The organism is Bariatricus sp. HCP28S3_D3, assembly GCF_052065755.1.
Taxonomy (GTDB): Bacteria; Bacillota; Clostridia; order Lachnospirales; family Lachnospiraceae; genus Allocoprococcus.
On record NZ_JBQHTK010000005.1, the window covers coordinates 107,091 to 120,004 of the forward strand.

The window sequence follows — 12,914 nt, forward strand, 5'->3', positions numbered from 1 at the left end:
AAAACTGCATTTTTAAAGAGATAAATATCCGGTGAACATCGTGTTGTCAAACATGTCTTCCCAGAAGCTCTTCTACAAACCGGGAAGCTTTGACTGGATTCCCATTTTTCTCTGTTATATAAGAAATTGTAAGATGCTCCTTTGCTCTTGTCATTGCAACATAGAACATACGTCGTTCTTCTTCCATCTGTTCTGGTGTCACCGCCTTCTGATAAGGCACTTCTCCCTCATTGGCATGAATCAGAAATACAGTCGTAAATTCCAGACCTTTCGAGGAATGCATCGTCATTAACTGTACCTTTTCAGGATCTGCCGACTGTCGATTTCTACGAGCTTTCTCCTGCTCTTCCAGATCAGCGGTGTATGTATCAATATGACACATCCAATCCTGAAAGGTACGATAGGGCTTGCATCGTTCTTCCAGTTCGGTCATGACTTCAAGCAGAGTATTCCAGGGAACTTGATGTTCTTTCGCATATTCTTTCAGAAATGTATCGTAACCGATACGCTTCCTGATATACTGGATCGCCGAATAAGGCGTCATGTTCTCCAGCATTTTGATATCAACCTCAAACTGGTCAATGATGTCCTGCATCCATTCTTTATCCAGATAAAATCTTCGCAGATCTTCAAATTCCACTCTGGCACCATCCATACTGTTTCTGGCAAGATATCGCACTGGCCTGTTTGCAATCATCAAAAACCAACGTCTTTCCCGATTCCCGGCCGCAAGCTGCATATAAGCGATCATATCCCGGACAATGAAATGATCATAAAAATTAGGAATATGTTCTTTCATCTCAAACGGGATCCGGTATTCATTCAGGATCTCCGTCAGCATCCGCGCCTGAATTCCGGCACGGAAAAGTACTGCAATCTCTCCCGGCTTCTCACCAAGATCCAGATGTTTCTGAATCTCACCTGCCACATATCTGCTTTCTTCATTCTCATCCAGCACTTCCTGAACATGGACACTTTCTCCTTTTCCTTTCGATGACTGGACCCTTTTATAGAATCTCGACTCATTATGCAGGATCACCCGCGATGCGGCACCTACGATAAACTCGGTAGAACGGTAATTTGTTGTAAGCGGAATCTGCCTGATATTTGGAAATTCCTGCTTCATGTAAAGCATAAGTTCAGGCTTTGCCCCACGGAATCCATAGATAGATTGGTCATCATCCCCTACAACAAACAAATTGTATTCAGGAGCCGCAATCATCCGAATCACCTCATACTGCACCCGGTTGATGTCCTGAAACTCATCGATCAGAATATATCGGAAACGTTCCTGCCACGCTTTTAAAATGTCCGGACGTTTCTGAAACAATGCATAGCACTGAACCAGCATATCGTCAAAATCAAATTTCTTTCGTTCTTTTTTCTTTTTTTCATACTGGCGGAACAAAAGCGTAAATTCTTCCTGATTCAAATGTTGACTGTGAAAGTCCTTCAAATGGAGAAGGCTGTTCTTCACGATTCCGATTTCCTGCATCAATTCATGTGTCAGTTCTTCATCGTCTTCCGGTCCTTGGAGTGATTCAAGTTTCAGTTCATCCATTGCCTGTTTCAGGATCTCAAGTCCTTCCTGCTCGGCAAGCAGATTCGAACCGTTGATGCCATAAGCACATTTCAGTATCCCATAAAAAACACTGTGGAAAGTTCCGAACGTGACCGGATAATGCTTTCCTTCGGTCAAAGAAGTAAATCGTTCTCTCATTTCACGCGCAGCAAGCCGTGTAAATGTAATCACAAGTATCTGACCGGGATCGATTCCGGCCTCTTCAATCAAATACCGGATTCTTCTGGTTATGGTCAGTGTCTTACCTGACCCCGGCGGTGCAATCACCATACATGGCCCCTCCAGGTGATGTACCGCCTCTTCTTGTCCTTTGTTCAGCATTCACCAAAACCCCTTATTATATTAATTATTTACTCAGCATTTCAATTGCTTTTCTGATTCTGGCACAGGATTCTTCTCTTCCAAGTATCTCCATCAGTTCGGTCGCTCCGCCCGGTGTGTTCTGTTTACCGGAAACCGCCGTTCTGACAGGCCACATTACATAGCCGTTCTTACAACCTTTTTCTGCCACATAATCCTTCAGAAGACCGTACAGCGCATCATTACTGTAATCGTCCCATGCTTCCAGACGCGGAAGCAGTTCTTTCAATACCTCAAGAGAAGTCTCTTCATTCGTTTTCATCTTCTTGTGACAATACATAGCCGTATCATATTCCGGAAGTTCTTCGAAGAAATCAATCTGCTCTGCGATATCCGGGAAGATCTCAATTCTACTCTTAACAAGTGCAGCAATCTTCTTCAGATCATAATCTTTTGTAATAACTTTTCTGATATATGGTTCAGCCATCTCATAAAAGGTATCGAAATCCATAGCTTTCAGGTATTCACCATTCATCCATTTCAGCTTAGTTGTATCAAAAACAGCCGGCGATTTACTCATATGATGATAATCAAATGCCTCCACCAGCTCAGGAAGAGAGAAAATCTCCCGGTTATCCTGTGGACACCATCCAAGCAGTGCAACATAATTGACGATTGCCTCACTCACATATCCCTGATCTAACAGATCTTCATAAGAAGAGTGTCCACATCTCTTGCTAAGCTTCTTATGGTTTTCATCTGTGATAAGCGGACAATGTACATAAATCGGAACTTCCCATCCGAACGCCTCATAAAGACGATTGTATTTCGGTGCAGACGATAAATATTCATTACCTCGCACGACATGTGTGATTCCCATCAGATGATCGTCAATGACATTAGCAAAATTATAAGTCGGATATCCGTCTGATTTAATCAGAATCATGTCATCCAGCTCGGCATTCGGAACGGTGATATCTCCATAAATCTCATCATGGAATGTCGTTGTACCTTCTGTCGGCATATTAATACGAATAACATAAGGCTTTCCTGATGCAAGATTTTCCTCAATCTCTTCCTTACTGAGATGCAGGCAATGTTTATCATAGTTTACAATTTCAGTACCTTCAGAAGAAACAGAAGTTTTCAAAGATTCCAAACGTTCTTTGTCGCAAAAACAATAATAAGCATCTCCCTGTTCGATGAGCTGTTTAGCATATTTCAAATAAATGCCGGACGCATTACGCTCGCTCTGAACATACGGTCCATATCCGCCGTCTTTGTCCGGGCCTTCATCATGAACAAGCCCAGTTTTCTCCAGCGTACGGTAAATAATATCCAGTGCACCTTCCACAAATCGTTCCTGGTCTGTATCCTCAATACGAAGCATAAAATCGCCATTCTCATGCTTTGCAATCAGATATGCATACAATGCGGTTCTAAGATTTCCAACATGCATACGTCCGGTAGGACTCGGCGCAAATCTTGTTCTAACTTTACTCATAATCGGTTCCCTCTCTTTATCTTAATCTTTTCTATCTTTAAATGTCCCAAAATATACTACCACATTCCGATTTTTACTTCAAGTGGGCATCGTTACTTCCCTCTTCTTTTCGAATGTATTTCATGGAATTCTGCTTCCATTCACCCTTCTGGAACGAATAAAAAACAGTATCTATAATAAAGATTGCCAGCGCAAAAACCCCCGCAATCTGAAGCGTCTGAATCAGATAGTACCCAGTCATTTTCTCATTTCCTTCCAGTATATAATGGACGATCCGGTACATGCCGGCTCCCGGTACAGTCGGCAAAAATCCTGCAATCAGAAACAGAGTAACCGGAGTCTTAAATATACGTGCAAAAATATGGGATATCACTGCCACTACAAGTGCAGAGATAAAAGATGAAAAAACAACATCCAATCCATTCTGAATGCAGATCAGATACACCAATCCTCCTGCCGCACCAACACCCCCTGCATGAAACAAATACTTTTTTGGAGTATCAAGCAGTACGGCAAAACCGTAGATTGCCAGAAATGCTCCGGAAACCTGAATCATTATTCTAAACATCTCTCGATTCATAACTGTCTCCTCCTTCTAATAACTCCCCATAATTGCCAGACCGATACCAATACCGATAGCAATTCCTGCCGCCTTGATGAATGCTTCCAGCATTCGGGCAATGCCTGAAAGATAATCGCCTCTAAGTGTATCTCTCGCTGCATTTGTGATTGCCATTCCCGGAACAAGCGGCATGATACAAGAGATGATTACAATATCAATATCCATTCTGCCGCCAAGCATGATTTTCATAACTGCACTTGCCATTGCAATGCCCATAGACGAAAATACGTCTTCTATAAAAGCATGGACCTTAAGATCACGCACTGCTTCGATACAAAATGCGAGAAATGCGCCTACAATCAGCGATGACACAACCTCCCAGATTCCTCCTCCAAAGAAAAGGGAGAATCCCACACAAACAGCAACCGTTGCAATACTATAGGAAAAACGGCGATATTCTTTCTTTTTCAGTGAATTCAGCTCCTCATATGCCGCCTGCAAGGACAATTCTCCACCACAGTAACGTCTCGAAATATCATTAACCGAAACCACACGGCTCAGATTATTTTCACGGCTTTCCACACGCTTCACAAGCGTCACAACTTTCTCACCCTTCACCTTCACAGAAGCTGTGATTCCTGTCATCACGACCAGTACTTCTGACATTTCCAGATTATCTGCTGTCTTTAAAATATGGTACATGGTATCTTCCACCCGGTAAGTCTCAGCTCCGCTGCAGAGCATCAACTCACCTGCAGACATCGCTGTTTTGATTAGCAACTGTAAATCCATACTACACTCCTGTCTCCCCAATTACCCAGCTGATCTAAAAACTACGAAAGGAGACGCAGCAAAAACGCTACGTCTCCCAATATTATACGTTATTTCCATCAATTAATCAACTAATTGATATATCCTGCCTTCTTCAGCTCTTCTTCTGCTTTCGCAAGATTTGCATCAGACACACGGATGATCGGGCCTGTACATCCCATTCCGCTCTCTGCGTAGATGTTGATCTTCCAGAGTGCTTTCACCGCATCTTCAAGATCCATAACTTCGATTCCAGGAATCTGTGCTGTTACGATTTCCTTCGGCGGCTCTTTTACTTCTTCTTCTGCAGCTGCAGGTTTCTGTGCTGCCTTGTGAGCATCCAGAATTTCCTTCAGACCAGCTTTCTTAGCTGCTGCAAATTCAGCTTTTGCTACTTCAAATACTTTTCCTCTTACGAGCTGTGCTGCGTAACGGATTGCATTTGCAATAACCGGAGCGCCAGATGCACGGGATACGATCATAACGAGCTGTTCATATCCTTCTCCGATACCAGGTCCATAACCAAATCCGGTTGCTTCGAAGCTTCCGCCTGTCATGAAGGATGAAAGCATCTTAACAAGGATGTTACCGGTCAGGGAATCTGTTACCATGATGTCCGGAGCTGCCTGAAGAACATCGTTTCCTCTCATAACGCATCCGCCGTCTGCACGGGTAGATTCAGCAAATGTGATATCATATCCGTTTTCTTTCAGCTGTTTCAAAGCTTTTTCTGTCTGACGTGCACCGTCAACATTCAGAATACCAACTGTCGGATTCTTTTTACCGCATGCTTTCGCTGCGATGATTCCGTAGATCGCATTCTTGATCATTCCTTCAATACGGTCTGTGCTGGATGTACCTGTTGTGTTAGCAACAAACATCTCTTTCGCCTTTGCAGGTGTTACACAGCGTCCAACGGTAGAAACACCGATCGGGAATGGGAAGTGCATCGTTACAGCAGCGTCAATTTCTTTATTTTTGAGCATTTCTTCCATCTTATCATGGCCTTCTTCGTCGTTAGCCACTTTAACGGTCGTAACACCCTCTGCTTCTAACGTACCGATGTAGTATACATCGATTCCGTCTTTTGCCGCCTCAATTGCAGCTGCCATAGAGTTTTCTTCTCCATGCTCGCTGCCCATACCGGTCAGAGCAATTTTCGGACGTTTTCCGAAGCTTCCGGTCTCCAGTCCTTCTGCCATGCTCATGAAGGTCTCGGCGATCATTTTTTCAATTCCACTTGCCATAATCGTCCACCTCTCTATTCTGCCAGCATTGATGCAGCAAAGTCTTTCATAGCTTTAGCGATTAATCCTTTAACTTCTTCTTCAGAAACTCCGCTGTTGTCTTCTGCTCCGGTATTAGCCTGGATTACAAAAGAAACACCGTCAAACAGGTTGGTCATACGTCCAAGGAACAAGCTTCCTTTTCCGATAATCATTGCATTCTTGATCTTGCCTGCAAGAATATCTTCTCTTGCAAATCCGATGTACGGCACACCTGAAGGAATATGTCCCTGTGTCGGAGCCCATCCTGTAAGTCCGTGCTCGGTTGCAAAGCTTGCAAGCTGTTTCTTGTCAAGGTCACCACGCTTAACAGCAAGTGCACCGATCATCTTGTAGTTAGCAAGCGGTACATCTCCTGCTCCAGCCGGTTTTGTGATATCCGGGTTCTGCATTTCCGGAGAGAATTTATCAATATCAGTAATCTTCATTCCAGCTCTTTCCAGAGGATCAGCTACAAGGCTTCCGATAACGTTCTGCGGAGCACTTCCTGTTCCTACTGTATGACGTCCAAGGATATCAAGGTTGATTTCCGGGTTCACACCATCGTTTTCAGCAATGATTACACAGAATCCGCCAAGGCAGTCTTCCAGGATCGGAAGGCCTTTCTTAACATGGTCTTTACCGTTCATACCAAGTTTAGCAGTACATCCGCCAGCTGTAACAGCTACGCATTTGTATGCTCCAGACTTAACAAGAGCTGCTGCTTCAATCAGTGCATGAGAAGGTCCTGCACAGAATCCACGAGAGTCAGATCCGGTAGCATTCATAAGACCCGCAACTTCAGCTGCCGCCTTAGCGAAGTTACCGCCACCTCTCTGGTTCATATCACCACATGCTTCCTCAGCACAGTCGATAACGTATTCAATATCTGTCTTTTCGATACCTGCATTTCTTACACCATATAATAATGCAAGAACGCTGGTAGCTTTGCTCATGATATTTTCATGCATAACATGTGCAGAAAGGTTTACATCGATATCATGTGCTCTCTTAACGCATCCAACAAGCTTTCCGGCATGGTAAATACCTTCAGCATGCTCTTCGTTAACAAACTGTTCAATTTCAGAAAGTTCAACACCTTCTTCAACTTTAGCAACAATATCTTCCGTGATAATCGGATCAGCTGCGAAAGCTTCTTTGTGAGCTGCAACAAACTCTTTGTCAAGTTTAACAACTTCGAACATATCGCAGGTCTGAGCTAAAAGAATGAATTCTTCTTCCGGCATGATCTCGCCGTATTTTCCATATCTTTCAGCGCCTTCTTTAACTTTATCATAATAAGGGAACTCTACCTGAGCCAGTTCATCCGGATGTGCATTTCCGATATATACCTGGTTCGGCCAGTAGTTTACGCATTCTTCATAAGAACGAAGATGACTTTCTAATTCTTTTAAGTATTCTGATTCTGGATTCACAACCCGCTCTGTTGTCTGAGTTGTTCCGTTGTATACTACCATCTGCGGAGTATGTGCCAGAACATAGCTGGCTCCTTTAATTACACTGTTCATCGCAAGTGTCCACCTTTCTTAAAGATATCAGATAAATATGCCCCCGCCATTTATCTGACTATATTTCCTCAAATTAAATGAATTCAAGGATAGACTCTGTAAAGCAAAAGCGATGAGGTAAGTATTTACCTCACCGCTTTTTGAAATCTAAGACGCCGTCAAAGATTCTTCTTATAAATACTTACAGTATTCGTCACGGATAGCTGACATTTCGCTTACGATATCATCAACATCAAGTACCATTTCCATCATACCTACCTGTTCATCGTAAACTGCTGGGTCAAATTCTTCCTTCAATTCTGGTTCACATACGTGATATGTCGTAAGTCCAAGCTGGACTCCTGTCAATGGACCTGCAAAAGTCGGGTCACCTGCTGTTACAGTCTCAGCTGCAAGACCTGCAGCTTCACCTTCAGCAGCACCTACGATTACGACTACGTTTTCCGGGCCGTATTCTTCAGCGAATTCTTTTACCCTCTTCTGATTTTCAAGATCCATTGCGCCTGCGCTTGTTCAGACGAAACATTCTGTTGAAGAAAAAACAACTTCTCCTCCGGCTGTCTTAACGCATTCAGCGATAGCCGGTCCTGGAACACCATCACGGTCACCAATAATTACAACTTTTTTACCTTCTAAAATTGCCATGATGTTTTTCCTCCTTCCCTTCATTTTATTTTTTATTAATGAAATGCAAGCCAATTGCATTTCCGTAAAAGCCCGATGGCTTTGTACGCATTTTCGCTTGTTTACCGGTTATTCCCGGTCATTTTGCCGATCAAATCCGGCGTTCAAAAAATTAGATATATTTTTTGATCATTGCTTCGATGCTTTCCTGAGTAGCATCTTCTTTAACAACTTCTTCTATTTTCTGTCCATCTTTGTAGATAGCCATTACCGGAAGTCCTAAGATCTGCTGTCCGATAGCAAGACGACGAGCTTTTGTAGTATTCAGAGATGTGAATTTCAGCTTATCGCCATATTTGTCTGCCATTTCATGTACGAACGGCATAAGAGCCTGGCAAGGTACACATCCATCACCGAAGAAATCTACAAAAACGTAGCCTTCTGCTTCAAGTACTTCTGTTTTAAATGTATTTTTATCTACTTCTAACATTGATCTGTTCCTCCTCGAAGTCTAATTATTCATGTTCGTTAAGATATTTTTCGCACTGAGTAGCTGCGATTGCTCCGTCAGCAGCTGCAGTAACAACCTGACGAAGGCTCTTTACGCGTACATCACCTGCTGCGAATACACCAGGAATATTTGTATGCATATCAACGTCTGTCGGAATATATCCTCTTTCATCAAGCTGAAGAGGAGTTCCTTCGAAGATCTTTGTGCTTGGCAGAGTTCCGATAAATCCGAATACACCAAACATTCCGTCTTCTTCATCTGCTTCAATCGTGGTAACTTCACCAGTCTTAACATTCTTAACTTTCATCCATGAAAGAATGCCTTCACCGCCGACTTCTTCTACAACGGAATCCCACATAAAGTGAAGTTTTTCGTTCTTAAATGCTTTCTCCTGAATGGACTTAGCTGCACGAAGTTCATCACGTCTGTGAATGATCGTAACTTTTCTTGCAAATTTTGTAAGATACATAGCTTCTTCAACAGCTGAATCGCCGCCGCCAACTACGAATACTTCAAAATCTTCAAAGAAGTTTGCGTCACAGGTAGCGCAGTAAGAAACGCCCTTGCCCATGAATTCTTTCTCGCCTTTGCATCCGATCGGTCTTGCAAAAGCTCCTGTTGCGATGATTACTGTCTTTCCACAGTACTCACCTTTTGCGCTTTTCAGCTTCTTAACGTCGCCTTCAAGCTCAACCGCATTGATGACATCTGACACACGCTCAACACCGAATTTCTCACACTGCTGTGTCATTCTGGCGATAAGAGACGGTCCGCTCTCACCTTCAACGATCTGTCCAGGATAGTTTTCGATATCATCTGTAATAGCGATCTGTCCGCCATCTTTGCCTTTTTCTACTACTAATGTAGAAAGACGGCTTCTTCCTGCGTACAGACCGGCAGCTAAGCCTGCCGGTCCTGCACCCAGGACAATTACGTCATAAATTTTACTCATAACGCATTTCTCCTTCACATATTTTTAAGATTATCCGATTCGTCACAATAACTAAGTTATCGCGATTACATCCCATCTATTTACATTATACCACACAATTTTAAATCATACTAGTATTTTGCAAATATTTTTTCTTAACAATTATGCTTATTTGTCAAAGATTGTCTGATCTTCAACTTCTGTTGTCAAAGCATTTAATGCTTTCATAACAAGGTCTTTACGAAGTGCATATTCTTCATCTTTATCCAGAGCCGGATTTCCAAGTGGATGAGGAATAGCAATTGTAGGAACGATTCTGTTAGCTCCAACTGTCATAGAGATTGGAGTTACAGTACACATATGAACTACCGGAAGTCCTGCTGCTTCAATAGCTTTTACCATCGTTGCACCGCAACGTGTACAGGTACCTCAAGTAGAGGTCATGATAACTGCATCTACGCCGTCAGCGATCAGTTTCTGAGCATATTCGTCAGCGAAAGCTTTAGCAGAAGCAACTGCAGTACCATTACCAACTGTTGTGTAGAACTTGTTGTGTAATTTTCCGATAACGCCTTCTTTTTCAAGTTCGCGGAGTACGTCAACAGGAAGTACACGGTCAGCATCTTCATTAGCGTATACCGGATCGTATCCGCCATGAGCTGTCTCGTATGTCTCTTCTGTCAGATCCATAACACCTGTGATATCGTATTCGCCATAGTGAGAAGCATTTGAACTTTCGATATGGTCCGGATTTCCCTTCGGTACGATACCGCCTGATGTACACAGAGCGATTGTAGCTTTGCTGAGATCTTTAACAGCCGGGTTCGGAGCAACTCTGTCGAATGTCGGCATCGGATACTCTGTTTCGTACGGTTTTCCAGCAAGTTTCTTAAGAAGCATTTCAACTGCTCTCTGAGATCCACGTTTCTTCTCGAAGAAGTTTACACGGATTCCGTTCGGCATATAGCCTTCTTCGCAGGAAGCACCGATTGGCTCGCCTTTAGCAAGTTTCAGAGCGAGTGGAGCAAGTTTGCCAACCGCATCTCTCATACCAGCTGCGCTGTTCTTTGTAGAAACCATATATACTTTGTTTTTGAACATATCAGCGCCCGGGTTCTCAACATACATACCGGTCACTGCAGGAATTCCAAGTTCTTCCTGAACTGCATCTGCGATGGTACCGCAGGCTACACCGTAACGTCCAGCGTTGAAAGCTGGTCCAGCTACGAATACATCCGGAGCCTGTTCTTTAACCCATCCAAGGATATCAGCTTTTGCTTTTTCAAGATTTTCATTGAAGTAAGAGTCACCGCAAACGATCGTAGCAACGATTTCTGCTTCCTCTCCAAATTTCTGTGCAAGTGCCATACCTGGTCCTACTACTTCGCCAACACGAAGTTCAGCCGGGTAATCAGCTTTTTCTTCTCCACCGATATTAGCGAAGAACTGATTGATATAATGTACAACTCTAAGTTTACTCATTGTTTTACGTCCTCCCTTCCTATCGTGCGCTTAAGTAGTTGAAACCTGTTTCGTTTGTAGCGCCTGTGATAGCCTGAATTTCAACTTCGATTGTTCCGTCTTCACGAAGTGAATGTTCGTTACCACCAGCGATTGTGTTTACATAATCCAGAGTTCCGATTACTTTGTCAAGCTTCGGAAGTACGATAACCTGGTTAGCATTTCCGCCGGTTACTACTGCATCTGCAGCTGGATCAGCATCAGCAAGTGACTGAGATTTTCCATCACGTCCTGCATATTCATCAGTGATGATTACAGTCTTAACGCCTTCAGCTTCGATCTTCTTGGTGTTCATAATAAGGTCAGTATCCGGGTTACCGAAACCTTCCTGAGATACGATAACTGCATCCAGATCGAGGAAACGGCACATCTTAGCTGTCCAGTCAGAAGAACGCATCTTGTCAGCAAGGTATACGTTTTCGTTTGTAAGGATCTGGCATACAAAGTTGATAGTTTTTCCGTGCTGTTCGAACAAGTCATGAACTACCGGGTTGTTCTCATGTACATAAGTTGGGTTCTTATCACATGCAGATACACAGTTACCAGATACAATAGCTCCGTCCATAACTTCTGTCGGATTCATGATTGTAGAGAGTGTCTTCTTTGCGTCAACACCGTATACATAGGTGTCATGAAGAAGTCCCTGGCTCTGTAACATCTGAACATAAGCTACTCTCGGCAGGTTCGGGAATTTTTCTTTTCCTTCCATCACGCCGTATGTTTCATAAACTTTTGTCTCATCCGGTGTAAGTTCACGAGCAAGTTCACCAAGGTAAACAGCTACTCTGAATCCTGCAAGACGAACAGCTTTTTCATAGTCATGCTGTTTGATTCCTTCAACAGGTTCACATACAACTACAAAGTTGTTCAGTTTAGAGAATGGTGTGTAATCAGCACCCGGGCCTGTCATATCGATGATACCTTCCTGGAAACCAACGATCTTACCAGCTGTAACAACAGCCATGCCTTTCAGTGCATATGTCTTACCACTTCCTACTGTATCAACCTTCGCGATAACACCCGGGAAGACTCCTCCTCTTCCTTCAACCTTAACACGTGGTTCGATAACGTCTTTAACCGGCGTAATACGTACGCTTTCGCCCGGTCTGGCAATATCAAATTTTACGCTTTTGATCTTCTCGTCTTCGAGAACGATTTCTTTTACAGCTTCTTCGGATACATAAAGAACTCCGTCTTCAATTTTGGACTCAGCTGCGAACTGAATGTCCTTGATGAAAATGTGACCCATTTCTAATCTTATCACTGTAAATTCCCTCCTTTAAAAAATTTGTTTACTATATGCCCCAAAAGTACTTTCGTACTTCTATAGCCTTTGTTTATGTCCAGCATTCAGCGGACGGTAACGCGCTTTCCAGCAGCGTGCAGTCAATCAATCTGAAATCATCATACACTTCCGGTTTGTACTTGTCCGACTTGAATTGGAATTTGCCGCATGCATGGATTGCATTCTCTATGATTTCCATAGATCGCATATCTAATTCACCGGGTTTCATAGAAATCATCACTGATTTGTATGGTGTCTCGTTCGGTTTTACACTTCCCGAAAGAGGATGTGTAAGGAGCTTATGTCCGAGATACACTCTGTCACGAACTTTTCTCAAAGTATCTTCATAGGAAAGATCCTCATATTCAACATGGTAATTCTCACCAAGTTTTTCCTTTACCAGAGTGTTGTTCGTAATAATTAGAAATCCGTCGTTCATTGTCTTCACCTTTCAGTAATAAATGTTGATTAATCAGTTTCCGAATCATCA

The 12,914-nt window shown here is 43.0% G+C and carries 12 protein-coding genes; all 12 read right to left on the minus strand.

Features of this window, described 5'->3' with window-relative positions:
- Window positions 1-46: 46 nt before the first annotated feature.
- A complete protein-coding gene (locus ACTNB3_RS06090; protein ID WP_441024786.1) occupies window positions 47-1,903 on the minus strand; it encodes an ATP-dependent helicase in 1,857 nt (618 codons plus the stop codon).
- Between the two features lie 25 nt (window positions 1,904-1,928).
- The gene (gene gltX / locus ACTNB3_RS06095; protein WP_427805761.1) at window positions 1,929-3,386 is read right to left on the minus strand and encodes a glutamate--tRNA ligase; all 1,458 of its coding nucleotides are present in this window, start codon (window positions 3,384-3,386) and stop codon (window positions 1,929-1,931) included.
- 73 nt (window positions 3,387-3,459) lie between these two features.
- Window positions 3,460-3,966, minus strand: coding sequence for a threonine/serine exporter family protein (locus ACTNB3_RS06100; RefSeq protein WP_441024787.1), 507 nt, complete (start codon window positions 3,964-3,966; stop codon window positions 3,460-3,462).
- A 15-nt stretch (window positions 3,967-3,981) separates the two neighbouring features.
- Entirely contained in the window at window positions 3,982-4,740 is a 759-nt protein-coding gene (locus ACTNB3_RS06105; protein ID WP_427805763.1) for a threonine/serine ThrE exporter family protein, read from the minus strand.
- Between the two features lie 110 nt (window positions 4,741-4,850).
- Window positions 4,851-6,005, minus strand: a complete 1,155-nt coding sequence (grdD, locus tag ACTNB3_RS06110) for a glycine/sarcosine/betaine reductase complex component C subunit alpha (protein WP_427805764.1) — start codon at window positions 6,003-6,005, stop codon at window positions 4,851-4,853.
- Between the two features lie 14 nt (window positions 6,006-6,019).
- Complete coding sequence (gene grdC / locus ACTNB3_RS06115; protein WP_427805765.1) at window positions 6,020-7,552, minus strand: glycine/sarcosine/betaine reductase complex component C subunit beta; 1,533 nt, start codon at window positions 7,550-7,552, stop codon at window positions 6,020-6,022.
- A 171-nt stretch (window positions 7,553-7,723) separates the two neighbouring features.
- On the minus strand, window positions 7,724-8,197 hold the full coding sequence (grdA, locus tag ACTNB3_RS06120) for a glycine/sarcosine/betaine reductase complex selenoprotein A (protein ID WP_427805766.1): 474 nt from the start codon (window positions 8,195-8,197) through the stop codon (window positions 7,724-7,726).
- Between the two features lie 151 nt (window positions 8,198-8,348).
- Window positions 8,349-8,666: a thioredoxin TrxA gene (gene trxA, locus ACTNB3_RS06125; RefSeq protein WP_427805767.1), complete on the minus strand. Its 318-nt coding sequence runs from the start codon at window positions 8,664-8,666 to the stop codon at window positions 8,349-8,351.
- A gap of 25 nt (window positions 8,667-8,691) precedes the next feature.
- Window positions 8,692-9,639, minus strand: a complete 948-nt coding sequence (gene trxB, locus ACTNB3_RS06130; protein ID WP_427805768.1) for a thioredoxin-disulfide reductase — start codon at window positions 9,637-9,639, stop codon at window positions 8,692-8,694.
- 147 nt (window positions 9,640-9,786) lie between these two features.
- Window positions 9,787-11,100, minus strand: coding sequence for a glycine reductase complex selenoprotein B (gene grdB / locus ACTNB3_RS06135; RefSeq protein WP_427805769.1), 1,314 nt, complete (start codon window positions 11,098-11,100; stop codon window positions 9,787-9,789).
- 19 nt (window positions 11,101-11,119) lie between these two features.
- Window positions 11,120-12,400, minus strand: coding sequence for a glycine/sarcosine/betaine reductase component B subunit (locus ACTNB3_RS06140; RefSeq protein ID WP_427805868.1), 1,281 nt, complete (start codon window positions 12,398-12,400; stop codon window positions 11,120-11,122).
- 76 nt (window positions 12,401-12,476) lie between these two features.
- Complete coding sequence (locus tag ACTNB3_RS06145) at window positions 12,477-12,863, minus strand: GrdX family protein (protein ID WP_427805869.1); 387 nt, start codon at window positions 12,861-12,863, stop codon at window positions 12,477-12,479.
- Window positions 12,864-12,914: the final 51 nt, after the last annotated feature.